The organism is uncultured Caulobacter sp. (assembly GCF_947036865.1).
In the GTDB taxonomy this organism is placed as follows: Bacteria; Pseudomonadota; Alphaproteobacteria; order Caulobacterales; family Caulobacteraceae; genus Caulobacter.
In genome coordinates, this window is sequence record NZ_CAMQSF010000002.1 from 190,225 (window position 1) to 208,977 (window position 18,753).

The window sequence follows — 18,753 nt, forward strand, 5'->3', positions numbered from 1 at the left end:
GATTGAGCTCTCATGGACGAGGTCGACATCGCGATCGTGGGCGCCGGCGCCGCGGGCTTGGCCGCCGCCGAGGTGGTCGAGGCCAGCGGCCTCTCCGGCCTGCTGCTGGAGGCCCGCGACCGCCTTGGCGGCCGCGCCCATACGATCCACAGCGCGCTCGGCCCGATGGATCTGGGCTGCGCGTGGCTGCATTCGGCGGACAAGAACCCGCTGGTCGCCCGCGTCGAGGCCCTGGGCCTGACGATCGACAAGACCCCGCCGCCCTGGGCCAATATCGCCGACACGCCGGTCTTCTCGCCGGCGCGGCGGGCTGAATTCGGGGCCGCCTTCCAGGCTCTGGACGCCCGTATCGAGTCGGTCGCGGCCGAAGAGGGACCTGACCGGCCCGTATCCGATCTCATGGACGCCGGCAGCCGCTGGACCCCGCTGCTGAACGCCTTCAGCGCCTTCTATAATGGCGCGGAGTTCGACCAGGTCTCGCTGCGCGACTACGCCGCCTACGAGGACACCGAGGTCAACTGGCGGGTGGCCGAAGGCTACGGAACGGCGATCGCGCGCCTGGCGCCGCGCGGACTGCCGACCCGGCTCGACTGCCCGGTCAGCCTGGTCCGGCACGACGGTCCGCGCCTGACGCTGGAGACGAGCCACGGCGTCGTGGCCGCGCGCGCCGCCGTCATCTGCGTGCCGACGACGGTCCTGGCCACCGGGGCGCTGCGGTTCCTGCCGGCCCTGCCCGACAAGCTCGACGCCGCCGCCGGCTTGCCGCTGGGCCTGGCCGACAAGGTGTTCCTGCGCCTCGACACGCCGGACATGTTCCCGCCGGAGACCCAGGTCTATAGCGACCCGCTCAGCACCGCGACCGGCGCCTATCACCTGCGGCCGCTGGGCCGGCCGATGATCGAGGTGTTCCTGGGCGGCGCCCACGCGCGGTCGCTGGAAGGCGAGGGCTCCGGCGCGGCGGCCGCCTTCGCGGTGGATGGCCTGGCCCGCGTCTTCGGCGAGGCGGTGCGCGGCAAGGTTCACGTCATAGCCCAGACCGCCTGGGCCGGCGACCCGTTCGCCGGCGGCTCCTATTCCCACGCCCTGCCCGGCCACGCGGGCGCGCGGGCCGTGCTGGCCGCCCCCGTCGATCAACGCCTGTTCTTCGCCGGGGAGGCCTGCAGCCCGAATTTCTTCTCCACGGCCCACGGCGCCTGGATGACGGGCCAGGCGGCGGGCGCGGCGGCGGTGGCCAGCCTTATTTAGGGCGAGCCAGCAGGTCGCGGATCTCGGTCAGCAGCTTCTCTTCCGGCGTCGGGGCCGGCGGCGCTTCGGGCGCGGGGGCCTCGGCGTCCTTGCGCCGGATCTCGTTGACCAGCTTGACCAGCAGGAACACGACCACGGCGACGATGAAGAACTGGATCACGGTGTTGATGAAGGCGCCGTACTGGATCGCCACCTTCTCGACCTTCTCGGTGGCCGGGTTCTCGGGGCGCAGAACCCATTCCAGCTTGGAGAAGTCGAGCCCGCCGGTCAGAAGCCCGATCGGCGGCATGATCACCTGGTCGACCAGGCTCTTGACGATGCTGTTGAACGCCGCGCCGATGATCACGCCGACGGCGAGATCGATGACATTGCCGCGCGCGATGAACTCGCGAAATTCCTTGACGACGCTCATGGCGACCCCCTCCCTGAACCAGGCCAGAAAGCTGAAGGTGTTCGCCGTCCAGGGTCAAGCCCTGGAAATAATTGTTCTTATTCGTCGCCGTCGGCGTTGAGGCGGGCGCGCAGTTCCTTGCCGCTCTTGAAGAACGGCACGTGCTTGGCGCGGACGTCGACGGCCTCGCCGGTGCGCGGGTTGCGGCCGGTCCGGGCGGGGCGCGAGCGGACCGACAGGGCGCCAAAGCCGCGCAGCTCGACGCGACCGCCGTCCTCCAGCGCGCCGATCATGCGTTCCAGGATCACGCCGACGACGCGCTCGACATCCTTCTGGGTCAGGTGCGGATTTTCATTCGCGAGCCTGGCGATGAGTTCGGACTTGATCATCGGTATCCCCGGAACGCCCGTGGGAGGAGAAGGGCGCGAGCGGACCATTGCCCAACGATGGCTGAGTCTTCAAGGGGTTGCATGCGATTCTCGAACGGGGTTCGGTTAACGCGAGGGTTCACGAACCCTTCGGCGCGCGGATGATCTGGGCTTCCCCCGACAGGCGACGGAGAAGCTTGTTGGCCTCCTCGGCCTGATCGACCGGCAATTCGCGCCCGACGCTGCGCGCCGAATCGACGAACCGGGCCACGCCATCCTTCAGTTCCGCCGTCTCGACGACCTCGCGATTGCCGACGCGGCCCGAGAAGGTCGAGCCCTTCACCGAATAGCCCTGACCCTTGTTCGGAAGCACCACCTCGGCCGTCGCCACGGAGTAGGCCGGGAAGGCCGTGGCGTAGGGGGCGTCGGCGTTCGGACCCGGCTCGCGGCGGGGGAACGTCGAGGCCTTGCCCGACCCGGAGCCGGGGAAGCGGAATTCCCGTGCGCCGACATCGTCGTTCATGCGCCAGTCCAGGTCGGCCGAGCCGGTCAGGATCAGCTTGCTGACGCCTTCCGGCGTGACCTCGAAGTCGACCTTGTCGATGGTCATCCAGCTGTTGCTCGCCGAGAACTGCTGCTTGAGCCCGCGCTCCATGTCGGCGCGCGGCGTGGTGCGGATCGCCCGGTTCAGGGCCAGGCCGGCATCGCCTCGGAGCGTCATGGTCATCGTCAGGACCGCCGGCTTGTCGAGACCCGCCGAGGCATCGAGCCGGATCAGCGCCTCGTTGTCGGGCCGCGAGAGCGGCGTCTGGACGATTTCCTCCAGGGACGCGCCCGCCGCGCGCAGCGGCAGGGCCCAGCGGAACGGCGGCGGCCGCAAGCTGTCGAGGTCGCCGAGATCGCCCGACCGGGTGCCGTCGAGCCAATAGCTCTTGCCGCCCACGCGGGCGCGGACGATGACATGGTTGAACACGGCCGCCGACGGGACTCGCTCGTCGAGGCCGTCGCCGCCCGTCGTGGACACCAGCACCGGCTCGGCCTCGACGCCTAGCTCGCGCAGCAGGGTCAGCAGCAAGACCGTCTTGCCCTTGCAATCGCCGAAACGGCGCGCCCAGGTCTCGTCGACCGACGCCGGCTTGTAGCCGCCCTCGCCCATGCCCAGGAACAGGTAGCGCGTCTTGTCCTCGACCAGCTGCAGAGCCTTGAAGGCCCGGACCTTGGGATCCGCGCTGGCGGCGGCGATCGCCGCGATCTCGGCCCGCAACGGCGAGTCGGCCGAGAGCTCGGACGCCTTGGCGTAGAGCGGCGCCATGCGGCGCGAAACGTCGTCCCAGCCGGAATAGGTGGTCGCCTCCAGCATGCCCACCCGCTGGTAGCGCAGCGGGGCCCCGACCGGCGGCTTGGGCGTGCGGACGTTGGTCACGTCGACCACCAGCTCGTTGAGCTTGCCGGCCTTGCCGATCTTCGGCTGCGGAAAGGCGGTCGTCATCCGCCAGGTCAGCGGCGTGCCCTCGGGCCACAGCAGCCGCGCGCGGTAGCGGCCCGCCACGCCGCTCCAGCCCATGCGTTCGAAGTCGCTGGTGCGACCGCCCAGCAGCGCCTCGCGATGCTCGTAGGTGTAGGCCCAGTCGATCACGTCGCCGACCCGCAGGTCCTTGATCTGGATCGAGGCCGTCATGCGTCCGTCCAGGGCGGCGCGCTCGAGGTTCGTCTCGCGACGCAGGACCAGCACGTCCTCGCCGTGCTTCAGGAGATCGATGCGCTGGCCGTCGCGAACGATGGTCAGGGTGTGCAGCGTGACCTTGTCGCGGATCGGATCCCAGGTGACCGTGCGAGAGCCGCCTTGCAAGCCCTCGGACTTCAGGACCTTGACGATCCGGCGATTGTAGAAGGTCGAGCCCGTGGCGTCGTGGAGGGACTGGTTGTCGTCCAGCAGAACCTGGGTCGAGGGGGCCTGATCATCGGTCGGGGGCGCGGGGATGTCGGCGACCTCGACCCATTTCGGCGGCGGCCCGTAGCTCGGCTTGTCGTCGGCGCGGGCGGCGCCCGCCAGGACCAGGGCCGAGATCGCGGCGACCGCCGCCAGACGCATGGACACGAACCGCTCTCCCCAGACTCAACCTGGGGAACCTTCTGACAGGCTTTCGCGCAAAAGAAAACGGCGGCTGGATCGCTCCAGCCGCCGTCGTTTCGACTCCGAGGGAGACGAAGCTTAGTCCTTCTGAGCGCGCTCGCGCAGAGCCGCGCCCAGGATGTCGCCCAGCGAGGCGCCGGAGTCCGACGAGCCGAACTGCTCGATGGCTTCCTTTTCCTCGGCCATTTCCAGCGACTTGATCGACAGCGAGACGCGGCGCGCGGCCTTGTCCACGTTGGTGATCTGGGCGTCGACGCGGTCACCCACGGCGAAGCGTTCCGGACGCTGCTCCTGACGATCGCGCGACAGGTCCGACTTGCGGATGAAGGCGGTCATCGGGGCGTCGTCCTCGCCGAAGCGGACTTCGATGCCGCCCGAGGTGACTTCCGTGACGGTGACGGTCACGGTCTGGTTCTTGCGATAGGTGTCGCCCGACATCGGGTCGCCGGCCAGTTGCTTGATGCCCAGCGAGATGCGTTCCTTCTCGACGTCGACGTCGAGAACCTTCGCCTTGACCATGTCGCCCTTCTTGTAGCGGGCCATGGCTTCCTCGCCCGGCACGCTCCAGTCGATGTCCGACAGGTGCACCATGCCGTCGATGTCGTTGTCGAGGCCGATGAACAGACCGAATTCGGTCGCGTTCTTGACTTCGCCTTCGACCGACGAGCCGACCGGGTGGGCTTCCAGGAAGGCCTCCCACGGGTTGGCCAGGGCTTGCTTCAGGCCCAGCGAAACGCGGCGCTTGGAGGGATCGACGTCCAGCACGACCACGTCGACTTCCTGCGAGGTCGAAACGATCTTGCCGGGGTGGACGTTCTTCTTGGTCCAGGACATTTCCGAGACGTGCACCAGGCCTTCGACGCCGGCTTCCAGCTCCACGAAGGCGCCGTAGTCGGTGATGTTGGTGATGCGGCCCGTGAACTTGGCGCCGACCGGGTACTTGGCTTCCACGCCGTCCCACGGATCGCTCTGCAGCTGCTTCATGCCGAGCGAGATGCGCTGGGTGTCCGGGTTGATCTTGACGATCTGGACCTTCACGGTGTCGCCCACGGCGAGCACCTGGCTCGGGTGGTTGACGCGCTTCCAGCTCATGTCGGTGACGTGCAGCAGGCCGTCGATGCCGCCCAGGTCGACGAACGCGCCGTAGTCGGTGATGTTCTTGACGACGCCTTCGCGGATTTCACCCTCTTGCAGCTGCGACACCAGTTCGGTGCGCTGCTCGGCGCGGGCTTCTTCCAGGATGGCGCGGCGCGAGACGACGATGTTGCCGCGCGGACGGTCCATCTTCAGGATGGCGAAGGGCTGTTCCTTGCCCATCAGCGGGCCGACGTCGCGGACCGGACGGATGTCGACTTGCGAGCCCGGCAGGAAGGCCGAGGCGCCGCCCAGGTCGACCGTGAAGCCGCCCTTCACGCGGCCGACGATCGCGCCCATGACGGGTTCGTTGCGGGCGTAGACGCCTTCCAGACGGGTCCAGGCTTCTTCGCGCTTGGCCTTCTCGCGGCTAATGACCGCTTCGCCCATCGCGTTTTCGAGGCGTTCCAGGAACACTTCGACGGTGTCGCCCGCCTTGACGGTCGGCTTGCCGTTCTCGTCGACGCCGAATTCCTTCAGCTGGACGCGGCCTTCGGTCTTCAGACCGACGTCGATGATGGCGAAGTCCTTTTCGACCCCGACGACCTTGCCTTTGACGACGCTGCCTTCCGCGAAGTCGCGGCCGCCCATCGAGTCGTTGAGGAGCGCTTCGAAGTCGTCGCGCGTCGGATTGAAGCTCATATCGTCAGCCATGCTGATCTTTGGTCTCTAGGTTTGGGGAAGCCCTGAAACGAGCGCCGTCGAAAGACGGTTCTCGGGATTCCGATTGAAGTGAGTTCTGAAAGCGGGCCCGCGATGTTCTCGATCGCGGCGAGGCCGGCGGTGGATTTACCCTCCGGCTAGAGCCGGTGATGGGCGCGCGCGTCCTCGACGATACGGCGGGCCGCATCGAAGGCCTGCTCTATAGTCATTTCCGACGTGTCGAGCAAGACGGCGTCGACGGCCTGGGTCATCGGCGCGTCCTTGCGGCCGCCGTCGCGTTCGTCGCGCTTGCGGATATCGGCCAGGATCTCCTGGAAGCCGACATCCTCGCCCTGGCCGACCAGCTGCTTCCAGCGGCGCTCGGCGCGGATTTCCGGGCGGGCGGTGACATAGAGCTTGGCCGGCGCCTCTGGCGCGATCACGGTGCCGATGTCACGGCCGTCGATCACCGACCCCGGCTCGCGCCGGGCGAAATCACGTTGCAGATCGAACAGGGCCGCGCGGACGCCCGGGTGAACGGCGACGCGGCTGGCCGCCTCGCCCGCCGCGCGGGTGCGGACCTCGGCGCGGTCGAGGGCCGTCAGATCGAGCGCGCGCGCCACGGCCTCGGCGGCGATCGGATCATCCAGGTCGCCGAGCCCGTCGAGCACCGCGACGCCCACCGCGCGATAGAGCAGGCCGGTGTCCAGCAACGGGTAGTCGTAGAGCGCCGCGAGACGCCCGGCGATCGTGCCCTTGCCCGAGGCGGCGGGGCCGTCGACGGCGATGACAAAGCCCATGGTCGGCTCCTTGCGTCGTCCTCGCCCTTCGACAGGCTGAGGGTGAGGACGATGGGACAGGCTGTTCGGTAAAAACGTTCCGTGGAAACCTCACCCTGAGCCTGTCGAAGGGCGAGGTTCCGGCTCCTCAGGCCTCCGTCAGGCCGCCCCCAAGGCCACGCATCAGGTCGACGAAGCCCGGGAAGCTGGTGGCGATCATGCCCGGCTCGTCGACGGCCACCGCCTGCTCGGCGGCGAGGCCGAGGACCAGGTGGCTCATGGCGATGCGGTGGTCGCCGTGGGTGTGGACGAGGCCGCCGCCGCGCACGGGATGATTGCCGCCCTGGGTCCCGACGACCGTCATGCCCTCGGGCTCTTCCTCGACCGTGACGCCGCAGGCTTGCAGACCGGCCGCGGTCAGGGCGATGCGATCGCTTTCCTTGACCCGCATTTCGCCGATGCCGCGCATGACGGTCGGGCCGTCGGCGAAGGCGGCCGCCACGGCCAGGATCGGATATTCGTCGATCATCGCCGGCGCGCGCTCGGGCGGCACGACCACGCCCTTGAGCCTGGAATAGCGGGCGGTGATGTCGCCGACCTCCTCGCCGCTGGCCATCCGGCGGTTCGAGATCACGAGGTCCGCGCCCATCTCGAGCAGGGTGGTGAAAAGACCGGTGCGGAGTTCGTTGAGCATCACGCCCTCGACCGTCACCTCGGATCCCGGCACGATCAGGCCCGCTACCAGCGGGAAGGCCGCCGAGGACGGGTCGCCCGGCACCGCCACATGGGTTCCGGTCAGCTTCTGGCCCTCGGGCAGGCGAATGTGGCGGAAGGTCTTGCCGCCGGCCACGCGGTCCTCGACCAGCACCTCGGCCCCGAAGGCCCGCAGCATGCGCTCGGTGTGGTCGCGGGTGGCTTCCGGTTCGATCACCTCGACGCCGCCCTCGGCGTGCAGGCCCGCCAGCAGCACGGCCGACTTCACCTGGGCCGAGGCCATCGGCAGGGTATAGGTCAGGCCGCGCAGGGCGCCGCCTTTCAGGGTCAGCGGCAGACGCCCCTTGTCGCGCCCCATCCAGGTCGCGCCCATCCGGGCCAGCGGCTCCAGCACCCGGCCCATCGGGCGGCCGCGCAGCGACTGGTCGCCGGTGAAGGTCGAGCAGATCGCAAAGCCGGCCGCCGCGCCCATGATCAGGCGCACGCCGGTGCCGGCGTTGCCGCAGTCGATGACGTCCGCGGGCTCGGAAAAGCCGCCTTGGCCCTCGATCCGCCAGCGGCCGACGCCCTCGCGCTCGACCCGCGCGCCAAACGCCGCCATCGCCCGGGCGGTGGCCAGCACGTCATCGCCTTCAAGCAGGCCCTCGACGGTTGTCGTTCCGGTCGCCAGGGCGCCCAGGATCATCGATCGATGGGACATGGACTTGTCCCCCGGCGCGCGCACGATCCCTCGCAGAGCGCCTCCGGGCGCGCTCTTCAATCCAGCCGACGACATGCCGAAACCGGCTCCTTGGACCTTGGTGGTTTTCGCGAAGGGGTTTGCTTTTGACAGCGGGCTCTCGCCATGGCAAGTGACCCGCCGCTTTTCCCATCCGGATCAAAGGGTCGCCACTTGGCCAATCCCGACTTGGGCGCAAAACAAATCTGCCCCAACTGCCAATCGAAGTTCTACGACCTCAACCGTCGTCCCGCCGTCTGCCCCAAGTGCGGCGAGCAGTTCGACCCGGAAGAGGCCCTGAAGTCCCGCCGCGTCCGCGCCCGCGCGATCACGCCGGACTACGACGCCGACGACGAGAAGGAAGCCGTCGCGCCGAAGGAGGTGGACGGCTTCGAGGACGAGGTCGACGAAACCCCCGAGATCGACGAAGCCGCCGAGGCCGATGTCGTCGAGACCGACGACGAGGACGCCGATCCGGGCGCGCCGACGCCGGCGGGCGGCGACGACCTGGGCGTCGACTTCGCCGAGGACGAGGATCTCGCCGAGGACGAGGCCGACGACGTTCCGTTCCTGGAGGACGAGGACGACGACGACATCCTCGACGACGAGATCGAAGGCCTCCCGGGCGAGGGCGACGACGACTGATCCCGGCGATAGCGGGTTTCGAACCAGCGAAACCCGCTATCCACAGGCCTTTCCAGGGGCGCGACAATTTTCTCGAAAAAAGATCGAGAAGAGGGTTGATCCTGGAAAAATCCCGGACTAGGTTCCGCGCCTCTTCGGGGAGCGGCGCCAGTCGAAACGCCGAAGAGACCAAGGATTTCCGAGAGTTACCGCAAGGTTTCTTTCGAAAACCTCGGGGCTATAGCTCAGCTGGGAGAGTGCTTGAATGGCATTCAAGAGGTCAGCGGTTCGACTCCGCTTAGCTCCACCATCAAGGCCCGGACGGAAACGTCCGGGCCTTGTCCATTTCCGGACCTTCCTTTCGGTCTGACCTCCCGCCTCTTGAACCCTCCGTCCACGGCCTCCACATCTGGAGCCGTGTCGCGGGGATCGACGCCGAACCTCGGGTTTGTCGCCGCGAACGAAGTCGCTTCAGCGAGGACTTCGCGATGACCCGCGCCCTTCTGTTCGACAGCCCCTTCCTGCTGGGCTTCGAGCACACCCGAGACCTGATCGAGCGCGCCGCCAAGGCCGCCTCGGAAAGCTATCCGCCCTACAATATCGAGCAGGCCGACCACGGCGGCGTGCGTATCACCCTGGCCGTGGCGGGCTTCTCGCCCGACCAGCTGCACGTGACCGTCGAAGGCGCCCAGTTGGTGGTGGCCGGCAAGCGCGAGAGCGAGGGCGGGCGCGGCGAGGCCGAGCGGGCCTTCCTGCATCGCGGCATCGCCGCGCGCGGCTTCTTGCGCACCTTCGTCCTGGCGGAGGGCATGGAGGTCACGGCCGCCACGCTCGAGCACGGCCTGCTGCATATCGACCTGGCTCGCCCAGAACCCGAGCGACTGGTCCGGAAGATCCCAATCCGATCGGCCGGCTAGTCGGCCGCGTCATTCCAATATCAGCGCGGGCCGGAAGGCCGCGCGGAACCCGTCCCTGGCGGCGCGGCGCTGAACCGGCCGTGGCAAGGCGCGTTCCCTCATCAAGGAGGTGGTCACCATGACGCCCAACACCCATCGTAGCCCGCTCTTCACGAGCGAAGCGTTCGCGACCCTTGGCGCGCCCGACCTCGTCTATGTCCGGCCTATCAAGGCCGCCGAGATCCTCGCCGACGCGCCCGAGGGCGTGGAGGATTTCAATCTCTCGCCCGACCAGACGCTGTACGCGGTGTGCCGCGCCGACGGCGCGCGGCTGGCGGTGATGATCGACCGCGATACGGCCATCGCCGCGGCGCTGGCGCACGAACTGGCGCCCGTCTCGGTTCACTAGGGCGAGAGTGTGAGCGGTTTCGGCGGCTAGGCCGCCGTGCTGGTCGCCTCTTGCGTCAGCAGCACGTGGATGGCGTCGCTTGAGCGCGCTTGCCGCACGGCCTGGCGCGTTTCCGGCTGACGCATGATCCGCGCCACCCGCGCCAGGGCCCGCAGATGCTGAGCGCTGGCGTCGCGCGGCGCGAACAGGGCGATCAGGAGATCGACGGGCTTGTCGTCGAGGGCGTCGAACGCCACCGGCGTATCCAGCCTGACCACGATGGCGCGAACCCGATCCAGGCCATCGAGGCGGGCGTGCGGGATCGCCACCCCGTTGCCGACGCCGGTGGAGGCCGCCGCCTCGCGCTCCAGCAGGCCTTCGAGCGCCGCTTCGGCGTCGACGCCCAGCACCCGCGCGGCCACATCGGCGACCAGCGACAGCGCCTGACGCTTGCCCGGCGCGCCGGCGCGCAGCGCCACCGCTCCCGGGTCGAGAAGATCGCCGATGGTCATGGACTCCAACGCTCGCTCATTGTCGACCGCCTTGGCGCCGTCGCCGCGGATCCGCCGCGACGGCGCCAGACCATGACAGGGTCTGGTTAGCTCGCGGTTGACCCGTGCCCGTTCAGCGACTTCGTGCGTTCGGGGTCGATCCAGCCGATATTTCCGTCTGGACGTCGATAGACCACGGACAAGCCGCCGTGGGCGGCGTTCCTAAACACGATTGCCGGGTATCCGGTCAAGTCCAGTTCCATGACAGCCATCGAAACGGTCATGGTCTTCAACGCGGCCTGGGTTTCCGCGATGACCATCGCCGCGGGCGCGCCCGTCGGGTGGTCGGTTTCGACATCCCAATCTTCGTCGATATCGTCGCCTTCCGGAGCCCGGAGGACGAACATGGCGGCGTTCTCCACCTGCTTGGCGGTGGCCGCCGGCGAGTGGCTCTTCAGCCGTCGCTTGTATCGTCGAACGCGGGTCTCGATCTTGGCCAGGGCCGAGTCGAACGCCGCGTGGGCGTCGCCGCCGGAGCCATGGCTGATGAGTTGCTGACCCGAGGCCAATTTGACCGAGCAATCGACACGGAAGGCGTAGCCCTCCTTACTGACCACGACCTCGGCGTCGCCGCCGCGATCGAAGTACTTGCCAATGCTCAGGGCGATTTCGTCGGAGACTCGCGTTCGCAGAGCCTCTCCAACGTCGACATGCTTGCCGGAGACTTGGACTTGCATACCGATACAACGCGCCTGTCGCGGTCGGGTGTCAAGCGGCGCCATACCCCTTAAGGCGACGGCGGAAAGGCGCTCACAACAGGCCGGAAAAGACGCTCAGAAGTTTGCGCGCGGCGACGATCACCACCTGGGCGCCGACCAGCAGAAGCGCGCCGCTGGCCAGGGTCATCAGATAGCCCAGCAGGGCCAGGACGCCGTCGCGTTGCAGCAGCGCCAGGGCCAGGACGGCGACGGTCGCGCCGGGGGCCAGATTGCCCAGCGGAATGGGCAAGACGAGCACCAGGGCCAGCAAGGTGCAGATCACGCCGATGGCCCGCTCTCCCAGCGGTGCGAACAATAGCCGCAGGCGCGGACGCGTCACCAGCTGCATGCCCCGCACGATCGGCGCCAGCCGCCGGAAGAGCCCGCGCAGGTCGTCCCGTTTCAGCGGCTTCTCGATCAGGCGACGCGGCAGCCACGGCGTCTCGGCCCCGAGCGCGATCTGCGGCGCCAGGAACAGGATCGGCAGCGACAGAATGGTCGACGAGCCCGGCGGCAGCGGCAGGGTGTTGAGCAGGCCGAAGACCAGCAGCATCGCCCCGAAGGCGCGGCTTTCGAACGCCTCGAGCATTTCGCCCACGGTGAGGATGGGCCGGCTGTCCTCGCCGAACCCCTCGATGATGTCGGCGAGCGATCTCTCGGTCATCGAACCTACCCGGTCAGCGGAACGCGCGGGGACGCGTTACGATCTCAGACCGCTTCCTTCATCAGGCGACGGCGCTCCACGGAGGAGGGAATGCGCATCGCCTCGCGATACTTGGCCACGGTGCGCCGCGCGATGTCGACTCCGGCGGCCTTCAGGATCTCGACGATGCGGTCGTCGGAGTGGACGTCGGCCTCGCACTTCTCGGCGTCGACCAGGCCCTTGATCTTGTGGCGGACGCTGGCGGCCGAATGGGCCTCGCCGCCTTCCGAGGACTGAATGGCCGAGGTGAAGAAGAACTTCAGCTCGAACACGCCGCGCGGGGTGGCGATGTACTTGTTGGAGGTGACGCGGCTGACCGTGCTCTCGTGCATGCCGATGGCGTCGGCGACCGTCTTCAGGTTCAGCGGCCGCAGGTGCTCGACGCCGAAGGCCAGAAAGCCGTCCTGCTGGCGCACGATCTCGCTGGCGACCTTCAGGATGGTCTTGGCCCGCTGGTCGAGGCTTTTGACCAGCCAGTTGGCCGAGGCCATGCAGTCGGCGACGAAGGTCTTTTCCTGGTCGCTGCGCGCGCCCTTGGCGACGCGGGCGTGATAGCGCTGGTCGACCAGCACGCGGGGCAGGGTGTCGGTGTTGAGTTCGACGTGCCACATGCCGCCCAGGCCCTCGCGGACCATCACGTCGGGGACCAGGGTCTCGGCCGGCTCGCTGTGATAGGCCGCGCCGGGACGCGGGTTCAGCGCGCGAACCTCGGCGATCATGTCGCGCAGGTCCTCGTCGTCGACGCCGCAGATCCGGCGCAGGGACGTCAGGTCGCGCTTGGCCAGCAGCTCCAGATGGTCGAGCAGCGCGGCCATGGCCGGGTCGTAGCGGTTGAGGTCCTTCAACTGCAGGGCCAGGCATTCGCGGACGTCGCGGGCGAAGACGCCGACCGGCTCGAAGCCCTGCAGGGTCGCCAGGGTCGCCTCGACCGTCGCCAGCGGGCAGCCCAGGCGTTCGGCCAGCTCGCCGATGTCCAGCCGCAGGTAGCCGCCCTCGTCGACCGCGTCGATCAGGATCTCGGCGATGGCGTGGCGCGCCGGCGACAGCGCCGCCTGGACCAGCTGCGCGCGCAGATGCGCGGCCAGGGTCGGCGTGTCGGTCAGGGCGCGCTCATAGCCGTCGTCGCCGTCGAACGCGCCGCCGCCGCCCGCGCGCGACCAGTCGATCTGGCCGCCGGCGTGTTCGGCGGCGGGATCGGCGCCGTCGCCGGTGGCCCGCTCGCCGGGCGAGACGTCGTCGGTGGGAGCGTCCATTTCCCGCCCGGCCGTCGTGTCGGCCACGGCGTCGACCTGGGTCAGGCTCGCATCACGGACCGCCTCGACCTCGCCCGCCGGCTCGTGGTCGCCCTCGTCCCGCTGCAGGAGCGGGTTGCGCTCCAGCTCGGCTTCGACGAAGGCGTCGAGCTCGATGTTCGACAGCTGCAGCAGCTTGATGGCCTGCTGCAGTTGCGGGGTGATGACGAGGCCCTGGCCTTGCCGGAGCTCCAGTCGGTGGCTGAGCGCCAATGCGCCCTCCTGACGAACGAAAAACTTCGAGCGCCATTGAAGGGTGCTTCTGGTTAACGGGACGCCAACGCCTGCAATTATCGGGCCGGTGCGACCTTCCGTCCCGTCGACGTCCGTACGGACTCAATAATGCTTTTAAATCAAGTATTTGAAATAGAGGCTCGGCGCGTCTCGCCACGCGCCGACCTTGGCCTAGTCCCCGAGACGGGGTTCGGAAAAGCTGTCGCCGAGATAGACGCGCTTAACTTCCGGGTTGTCGACGATCTCGCGCGGCGAGCCCTCGAACAAGACCTCGCCGGCGTGGATGATCGAGGCGCGGTCGATGATGTCCAGCGTCTCGCGGACATTGTGGTCGGTGATCAGAATGCCGATGCCCCGACCCTTCAGATAGCCCACCACCTCGCGGATGTCGGCGATCGCCAGCGGGTCGATGCCGGCGAACGGCTCGTCCAGCAGCATGAACGACGGCTCGCTGGCCAGAGCGCGGGCGATTTCGACACGGCGACGCTCGCCGCCCGACAGCGCCACGGCCGGCGACTTGCGGATGTGGGTGATGCGCAGTTCTTCCAGGATCGAGGTGACCTGCTCGCGCGCCTTGCGCGGGTCCTTCTGGCGCATCTCGACCACGGCCATGACGTTCTGCTCGACCGTCATGCCCCGGAAGATCGAGGCTTCCTGCGGCAGATAGCCGACGCCCAGGCGGGCGCGCTGGAACATCGGCTGGGCGGTGATGTTCTCGCCGTCCAGATAGATCGCGCCATAGTCGGCGGCGATCAGGCCGGTGACCATGTAGAAGCAGGTCGTCTTGCCGGCGCCGTTCGGGCCCAGGAGGCCGGCGACCTCGCCGCGCTTGAGGCGCAGCGACACGTTCTTGACGACCGGACGGTCGCCGAACGACTTGCCCACGGAATCGACGAACAGGCCGTCCATGTCGTTGGAGGTCAGGGTCATGGACGGGTCCTAGCGCTGGGCGGGCTGGGCGGCGGCCGCCGGCGCGTCGGTCTTCTTCTCGTCTTCCTGGTAGAACACCGCGCGCACGCGGCGCTTGGCCGCGCGCCCGGGCGCGTTGGACTCCAGTCGGGCGTCGTTGGTCTTGGTGTTGACGACCAGGCGATCGCCCCGGGCGACGTCCTTGCCCTTGACCAGCACCACGTCGCCGGTCAGCACGGCGGTGGTGTCGGCATAGGTGTAGACCGCGTGGTCGCCCGTCGCGATCTGCTGATCGCTGACCACGTAGACCCGGCCGTCGGCCTCCATCCTTTGGGCGTTACCGCAGGCGTTGGCGTTGTCCGCGGTCGCCTTGCGCGCGTTGTAGATCGTCACCTTCTGGGCCCGCAGGCGGGAGCGATCCTGCAGGATCTCCACGTTGCCCGTGAAGATGATGATGCACTTGCTGTTGATCGTCTCCTGGCTGTCGGCGGACACGTCGACCGGCGCGCTGGAGTCGCTTTGCCTGGCATGGGCGACGCCGCCAGCCGCGAAACCAGACAGGATCAACGCGGTCGCCGCCGCGGCCATCCATCGCTTCATCAGAACCATGTCCTCATCCGTCGCCGCCCGTCTTGGAGACGGGCCCGCGCCATTGATCTTCTTTACTGCCGTTCGAACCGGGCGCGAACCCCGCCGCGAAAGACGATGCGGTCGCCCTTGTCATATACGGAGTAGGCGCGAGATTGCACCTGTCCGCTGGGACCTTCGCCGTTCATTGTTGTCTCGCCGGTGACATTTCCGGTCCGTGTGTCGACGAACGACTCCTCGGACGCGAAGCGATAGCCGGCGCCGTCATCCAGCCGCACATCGTCCTTCAGGTTCAGGCCGAAGGTGTCCTGGCGATAGACGCCGTGCTTGGCGGTCATCCGCGTGGGCGTCGGCGAGCCCAGGTCCAGGGTCAGGGCGGGTTCGTCCAGGATGATGCGGCGCGGATCGGCGTCGTCGCGGATGGCCGAGCGCGCGGTGATCATGAAGCTGCGCCCCTCGGTCGACTGGCCGTAGAAGCGCGGGGTGATCAGCCGGATCTCGGTCCTGGCCTCGGCCGGCGGATGGGTCGCGGCCATGTAGGTGCGCCAGCCAATCTGCGAGACCATCACCACCAGCAGCCCGGCGATGGCGGCCGGCAGCACGATGCGGGCGGCCAGAACGCGGCGCGAGCGGCGGCGCCAGCGCGCGAGGTCGGCGCTCATCGCTCGTCCGGTCATGGCCGCGGCCTGGTGCATGGGCGTCCGTCAGCTGTGGGCGAAGATGTCCATCTCCTCCCAGCCGGCCAGGTCCAGCGAGGCGCGGTGGGGGAGATAGTCGAAGGCGGCCTGGGCGTGGGCCATGCGGCCCTCGCGCTCGAGCATGGCGTTCAGCTTGTCGCGCAGGGCGTGCAGATAAAGCACGTCGGAGGCGGCGTAGGCGACCTGGTCGGCGCTCAGGCTGGGCGCGCCCCAGTCGGACGACTGCTGCGCCTTGGAAAGCTCCACGCCCAGCAGTTCGCGCGTCACGTCCTTCAGGCCGTGACGGTCGGTATAGGTCCGCGCCAGCTTCGAGGCGATCTTGGTGCAGTAGACGGGGGCGGTCACCACCCCCAGATGGAGTTCGAACATGGCGATATCAAAGCGTCCGAAGTGAAAAAGCTTCAGGACGCCCGGATCGGTCAGCAGGGCCTTCAGGTTCGGACAGTCATAGGACGGACGATTCAGCCGCACCACGTGGGCGTCGCCGTCGCCGCTGGATAGCTGGACCACGCAAAGCGGGTCGCGGCCCAGGCGCAGGCCCATGGTCTCCGAATCGATCGCGATGACGCCGGCGCCGGCGAACACGCCATCGGGCAGGTCGCCCTCGTGAACGAAATTGGCCAAGTCTCGGAAATCTCCGGTGAAGGGGAGGCGCGCGCGCCGAACCACGCCCTGAATAGGAGCGCGCGACACTTATACTCACGATGAACGGATTAGCTATCCGGAGGATTTTCCGGCGCCACCCCGACCTCTTTCGAGGCTTGGTAAAGGGGTGGTGCCCAGGAGAGGACTCGAACCTCCACGGCCGTTAAGCCACTGGTACCTGAAACCAGCGCGTCTACCAATTCCGCCACCTGGGCCCGCGATCGCGACCACTGGGGCCGCCGCGAGGCCGGGACGTTTAGGGAAAGCGTCCGGCCCCGTCAACAGCGAAAAAACGACAAATCGTGATTTCGTTGCGAAGCGGGGCGCGGTCGTCTAATCCCCCCGATTATAGCGATGGAGTCATCGCGGGCGACGAGGGATGAAGATGCAGGGTCTTGTCACGGTGTTCGGCGGCTCCGGCTTCGTGGGCGGCCAGGTCGTGCGGGCGCTCGCCAAGGCGGGCCATCGGGTGCGGGTGGCCGTGCGTCAGCCCAACCTCGCCTACAAGATGCGCATGCTCGGCGACGTCGGCCAGATCGAGGTCGTCCAGGCCAATGTCCGTCATCCCGCGTCGGTCGCGCGCGCCCTCGACGGCGCCGAGGCCTGTGTCAACCTGGTGGGCGTGCTCTACGAGAGCGGCCGCCAGAAGTTCCAGTCGGTGCATGTGATGGGCGCGCGCCACGTGGCCGAGGCGGCGGCCAAGGCCGGCCTCAAGCATCTGGTCCACGTCAGCGCCATCGGCGCGGACGCCAACGCCAGCGCCAAATACGCCCGCACCAAGGGCGAGGGCGAGGCGGCCGTGCGCGCGGCGTTCCCCGGCGCGACGATCGTGCGCCCGTCGATCGTCTTCGGTCCCGAGGACGACTTCTTCAACCGCTTCGCCCAGATGGCCGCGCTGGCCCCGGTCCTGCCGCTGGTCGGCGGCGCGACGCGCTTCCAGCCGGTGTTCGTCGGCGACGTCGCCGCGGTGATCGCCAAGGCCGTGGCCTCGCCGGCCGCCGTCGGCGTGACCTACGAGCTGGGCGGCCCCAGCGTCTACACCATGCGCGAGATCCTCGAGCTGATCCTGGTCGAGACCGGCCGCGCCCGGCCGCTGCTGCCGCTGCCGTTCCCGGTCGCGGCCCTGATCGGCCAGGTCGGCGACGTCGTGGCCGTCTTCCTGCCGCCGCCGCTGACCAGCGACCAGGTCGAAATGCTGAAGAGCGACAATGTCGCCGAGCACGGCCTGCCCGGCCTGGCCGAGGCGGGCGTCGGCGCCACCGCCGTCGAGGCCGTGGTCCCGACCTATCTCTACCGCTACCGCAAGGGCGGCCAGTACGCCGAGACGCCGGCCGGCGCGTTCTAGGCCAACGGGTTCGATCAAGAACGAAAGCGCCGGACGACCGATCGTCCGGCGCTTTTTCTTTGGCTGTGTTCACGTTGAGTGTGGTGGCTGGTCCGGATGGAAATCCTCGTCCCCCCGGGTCCGGCGGCGCCGGCCCGAGGACATGCTTCGACAGGCTCGGGATGAGGATTTCGTGCCCACGGCGCCTGTGGTCTTCCTCACCCCGAGCCTGTCGAAGGGCGAGGACGGCGCTGAGGAGGCCATCAACACTCAGGGCTAAAGCAGCCTTTTCCTTGTCGGCGGCGCGCGTCAGGCGACGCGGTTGGCCAGCCGCTCCAGGGTCGGCAGCAGCTCCGAGGGATCCGGCCGCTGGGTGTAGTCGGCGTTGACCTCGGCATAGGCGATGATCCCGTCGGTCCCGATCACGAACCGCGCCGGCATCGGCAGGGTCCAGGACGGGTCCTTGTTGATCAGCGGCAGGTCGTTGCCGAACGCCTTGTAGAGGGCGATCAAGTCGTCCGGCAGGGTGAAGCGCAGGCCGAAGGCCGCGCCGGTCTCGCCGCCCGCGTCGCTGAGGATCGGGAAGGCGAGGCTGTTCTGGCGCTGCGACTTGCGACTGTTGGCCGGGGTCTGGGGCGAGATCGCCACCAGGCTCGCGCCTTGCGCCTGGATCGAGGGCAGCGCCGCCTGAAGCGCCTGGAGCTCCAGATTGCAGTAGGGGCACCAGACGCCGCGATAGAAGCTGATCACCAACGGCCCCCGGGCCAGCAGCTCGCGCGACGAGACGACGGCGCCGTCCGGATCCTCGAGGGCGAATTCCGGCGCGCGATCGCCGGCCTTCAGGGCGCGCTCGGCCTGGCCCGTGGCCACGAGCTCGGCGGTGGCCTTGTGCATCAGGTCGATCGCGTCACGGGGCGCGTTGTAGGGCGGGGCGCCGGACTCGAACTGGGCGCGGAAGGCGTCGAGGCGGTCTTGCAGCGACATCGGAGGTCTCCTTTCGAGGGTTCGGCGGGAAGCGCCGTTTCGATGGAGACAAGATCAGTCATGCGCGTTCGTGACGGTATTCCATGATTTCGCA

At 68.3% G+C, this 18,753-nt stretch carries 19 protein-coding genes, 2 tRNA genes and 1 pseudogene; 6 read left to right on the plus strand and 16 right to left on the minus strand.

The window, feature by feature from the left end; all coding sequences use genetic code 11:
- Positions 1 to 12: 12 nt before the first annotated feature.
- Positions 13 to 1,245: an FAD-dependent oxidoreductase gene (locus Q0V34_RS02955; RefSeq protein ID WP_297507475.1), complete on the plus strand. Its 1,233-nt coding sequence runs from the start codon at positions 13 to 15 to the stop codon at positions 1,243 to 1,245.
- Here Q0V34_RS02955 and mscL read toward each other — a convergent pair.
- From mscL to aroA, 6 genes are all read right to left on the minus strand, one after another.
- Positions 1,238 to 1,657 (minus strand): large-conductance mechanosensitive channel protein MscL, encoded by a 420-nt coding sequence (mscL, locus tag Q0V34_RS02960; RefSeq protein ID WP_297507478.1) that lies wholly within the window; start codon positions 1,655 to 1,657, stop codon positions 1,238 to 1,240. The two genes, Q0V34_RS02955 and mscL, sit on opposite strands and share 8 nt — an antisense overlap.
- A 77-nt stretch (positions 1,658 to 1,734) precedes the next feature.
- Positions 1,735 to 2,025, minus strand: coding sequence for an integration host factor subunit beta (locus tag Q0V34_RS02965; protein ID WP_010921415.1), 291 nt, complete (start codon positions 2,023 to 2,025; stop codon positions 1,735 to 1,737).
- A 118-nt stretch (positions 2,026 to 2,143) separates the two neighbouring features.
- Complete coding sequence (locus Q0V34_RS02970; RefSeq protein WP_297507733.1) at positions 2,144 to 4,096, minus strand: DUF3857 domain-containing protein; 1,953 nt, start codon at positions 4,094 to 4,096, stop codon at positions 2,144 to 2,146.
- Positions 4,097 to 4,216: 120 nt separating this feature from the next.
- Positions 4,217 to 5,926, minus strand: a complete 1,710-nt coding sequence (gene rpsA, locus Q0V34_RS02975) for a 30S ribosomal protein S1 (protein WP_297507488.1) — start codon at positions 5,924 to 5,926, stop codon at positions 4,217 to 4,219.
- 146 nt (positions 5,927 to 6,072) lie between these two features.
- Positions 6,073 to 6,714, minus strand: a complete 642-nt coding sequence (gene cmk, locus Q0V34_RS02980; RefSeq protein WP_297507492.1) for a (d)CMP kinase — start codon at positions 6,712 to 6,714, stop codon at positions 6,073 to 6,075.
- Between the two features lie 127 nt (positions 6,715 to 6,841).
- Positions 6,842 to 8,182 carry a 3-phosphoshikimate 1-carboxyvinyltransferase gene (aroA, locus tag Q0V34_RS02985; protein ID WP_297507495.1) on the minus strand — a complete coding sequence of 447 codons (1,341 nt, stop codon included), beginning with the start codon at positions 8,180 to 8,182 and terminating at the stop codon, positions 6,842 to 6,844.
- Between the two features lie 117 nt (positions 8,183 to 8,299).
- Between aroA and Q0V34_RS02990 the strand changes: the two genes are divergently transcribed.
- The 4 genes from Q0V34_RS02990 to Q0V34_RS03005 all read left to right on the plus strand — a co-directional run bounded on the left by Q0V34_RS02990 (position 8,300) and on the right by Q0V34_RS03005 (position 10,054).
- Positions 8,300 to 8,770 (plus strand): TIGR02300 family protein, encoded by a 471-nt coding sequence (locus tag Q0V34_RS02990; protein WP_297507498.1) that lies wholly within the window; start codon positions 8,300 to 8,302, stop codon positions 8,768 to 8,770.
- Positions 8,771 to 8,983: 213 nt separating this feature from the next.
- A tRNA-Ala gene (locus Q0V34_RS02995) sits at positions 8,984 to 9,059 on the plus strand.
- A gap of 178 nt (positions 9,060 to 9,237) precedes the next feature.
- Entirely contained in the window at positions 9,238 to 9,666 is a 429-nt protein-coding gene (locus Q0V34_RS03000) for an Hsp20 family protein (protein ID WP_297507501.1), read from the plus strand.
- A 118-nt stretch (positions 9,667 to 9,784) separates the two neighbouring features.
- Positions 9,785 to 10,054, plus strand: coding sequence for a DUF1150 family protein (locus Q0V34_RS03005; RefSeq protein ID WP_297507504.1), 270 nt, complete (start codon positions 9,785 to 9,787; stop codon positions 10,052 to 10,054).
- Positions 10,055 to 10,080: 26 nt separating this feature from the next.
- Here Q0V34_RS03005 and ptsN read toward each other — a convergent pair whose 3' ends face one another.
- The 9 genes and pseudogenes from ptsN to Q0V34_RS03050 form a co-directional block, all read right to left on the minus strand.
- The gene (gene ptsN / locus Q0V34_RS03010; RefSeq protein ID WP_297507506.1) at positions 10,081 to 10,545 is read right to left on the minus strand and encodes a PTS IIA-like nitrogen regulatory protein PtsN; all 465 of its coding nucleotides are present in this window, start codon (positions 10,543 to 10,545) and stop codon (positions 10,081 to 10,083) included.
- An 86-nt stretch (positions 10,546 to 10,631) separates the two neighbouring features.
- Positions 10,632 to 11,261, minus strand: coding sequence for a ribosome-associated translation inhibitor RaiA (gene raiA / locus Q0V34_RS03015; RefSeq protein WP_297507736.1), 630 nt, complete (start codon positions 11,259 to 11,261; stop codon positions 10,632 to 10,634).
- Positions 11,262 to 11,334: 73 nt separating this feature from the next.
- Complete coding sequence (locus Q0V34_RS03020; RefSeq protein WP_297507509.1) at positions 11,335 to 11,946, minus strand: exopolysaccharide biosynthesis protein; 612 nt, start codon at positions 11,944 to 11,946, stop codon at positions 11,335 to 11,337.
- A gap of 44 nt (positions 11,947 to 11,990) precedes the next feature.
- A complete protein-coding gene (gene rpoN / locus Q0V34_RS03025) occupies positions 11,991 to 13,490 on the minus strand; it encodes an RNA polymerase factor sigma-54 (RefSeq protein ID WP_297507512.1) in 1,500 nt (499 codons plus the stop codon).
- A 192-nt stretch (positions 13,491 to 13,682) separates the two neighbouring features.
- On the minus strand, positions 13,683 to 14,441 hold the full coding sequence (gene lptB, locus Q0V34_RS03030; RefSeq protein WP_291876773.1) for an LPS export ABC transporter ATP-binding protein: 759 nt from the start codon (positions 14,439 to 14,441) through the stop codon (positions 13,683 to 13,685).
- Between the two features lie 9 nt (positions 14,442 to 14,450).
- A complete protein-coding gene (locus Q0V34_RS03035; RefSeq protein WP_297507739.1) occupies positions 14,451 to 15,020 on the minus strand; it encodes an LptA/OstA family protein in 570 nt (189 codons plus the stop codon).
- A 62-nt stretch (positions 15,021 to 15,082) separates the two neighbouring features.
- Positions 15,083 to 15,746 (minus strand): annotated as a pseudogene (gene lptC, locus Q0V34_RS03040) (LPS export ABC transporter periplasmic protein LptC).
- Positions 15,713 to 16,330: a ribonuclease D gene (locus tag Q0V34_RS03045; RefSeq protein ID WP_297507516.1), complete on the minus strand. Its 618-nt coding sequence runs from the start codon at positions 16,328 to 16,330 to the stop codon at positions 15,713 to 15,715. The pseudogene lptC and the gene Q0V34_RS03045 overlap by 34 nt, the downstream one beginning before the upstream one ends.
- Before the next feature lie 149 nt (positions 16,331 to 16,479).
- Positions 16,480 to 16,566: transfer RNA gene (locus Q0V34_RS03050), tRNA-Leu, on the minus strand.
- A 170-nt stretch (positions 16,567 to 16,736) separates the two neighbouring features.
- Here Q0V34_RS03050 and Q0V34_RS03055 point away from each other — a divergent pair.
- Positions 16,737 to 17,696 carry a complex I NDUFA9 subunit family protein gene (locus tag Q0V34_RS03055; RefSeq protein ID WP_297507519.1) on the plus strand — a complete coding sequence of 320 codons (960 nt, stop codon included), beginning with the start codon at positions 16,737 to 16,739 and terminating at the stop codon, positions 17,694 to 17,696.
- Positions 17,697 to 17,984: 288 nt separating this feature from the next.
- Here Q0V34_RS03055 and Q0V34_RS03060 read toward each other — a convergent pair whose 3' ends face one another.
- Positions 17,985 to 18,659 carry a peroxiredoxin-like family protein gene (locus Q0V34_RS03060; RefSeq protein WP_297507521.1) on the minus strand — a complete coding sequence of 225 codons (675 nt, stop codon included), beginning with the start codon at positions 18,657 to 18,659 and terminating at the stop codon, positions 17,985 to 17,987.
- Positions 18,660 to 18,753: the final 94 nt, after the last annotated feature.

Excerpts from the sequence above, each read along its gene's own strand:
- Q0V34_RS02965 (WP_010921415.1), bottom strand. The coding sequence starts at position 2,025 with ATGATCAAGTCCGAACTCATCGCCAGGCTCGCGAATGAAAATCCGCAC.
- raiA (WP_297507736.1), bottom strand. The coding sequence starts at position 11,261 with ATGCAAGTCCAAGTCTCCGGCAAGCATGTCGACGTTGGAGAGGCTCTG.
- lptB (WP_291876773.1), bottom strand. The coding sequence starts at position 14,441 with ATGACCCTGACCTCCAACGACATGGACGGCCTGTTCGTCGATTCCGTG.
- Q0V34_RS03000 (WP_297507501.1), top strand. The coding sequence starts at position 9,238 with ATGACCCGCGCCCTTCTGTTCGACAGCCCCTTCCTGCTGGGCTTCGAG.
- Q0V34_RS03005 (WP_297507504.1), top strand. The coding sequence starts at position 9,785 with ATGACGCCCAACACCCATCGTAGCCCGCTCTTCACGAGCGAAGCGTTC.
- aroA (WP_297507495.1), bottom strand. The coding sequence starts at position 8,182 with ATGTCGTCGGCTGGATTGAAGAGCGCGCCCGGAGGCGCTCTGCGAGGG.
- Q0V34_RS02955 (WP_297507475.1), top strand. The coding sequence starts at position 13 with ATGGACGAGGTCGACATCGCGATCGTGGGCGCCGGCGCCGCGGGCTTG.
- Q0V34_RS03020 (WP_297507509.1), bottom strand. The coding sequence starts at position 11,946 with ATGACCGAGAGATCGCTCGCCGACATCATCGAGGGGTTCGGCGAGGAC.
- mscL (WP_297507478.1), bottom strand. The coding sequence starts at position 1,657 with ATGAGCGTCGTCAAGGAATTTCGCGAGTTCATCGCGCGCGGCAATGTC.
- Q0V34_RS03035 (WP_297507739.1), bottom strand. The coding sequence starts at position 15,020 with ATGAAGCGATGGATGGCCGCGGCGGCGACCGCGTTGATCCTGTCTGGT.
- rpsA (WP_297507488.1), bottom strand. The coding sequence starts at position 5,926 with ATGGCTGACGATATGAGCTTCAATCCGACGCGCGACGACTTCGAAGCG.
- ptsN (WP_297507506.1), bottom strand. The coding sequence starts at position 10,545 with ATGACCATCGGCGATCTTCTCGACCCGGGAGCGGTGGCGCTGCGCGCC.
- Q0V34_RS03055 (WP_297507519.1), top strand. The coding sequence starts at position 16,737 with ATGCAGGGTCTTGTCACGGTGTTCGGCGGCTCCGGCTTCGTGGGCGGC.
- Q0V34_RS03060 (WP_297507521.1), bottom strand. The coding sequence starts at position 18,659 with ATGTCGCTGCAAGACCGCCTCGACGCCTTCCGCGCCCAGTTCGAGTCC.
- Q0V34_RS02970 (WP_297507733.1), bottom strand. The coding sequence starts at position 4,096 with ATGCGTCTGGCGGCGGTCGCCGCGATCTCGGCCCTGGTCCTGGCGGGC.
- cmk (WP_297507492.1), bottom strand. The coding sequence starts at position 6,714 with ATGGGCTTTGTCATCGCCGTCGACGGCCCCGCCGCCTCGGGCAAGGGC.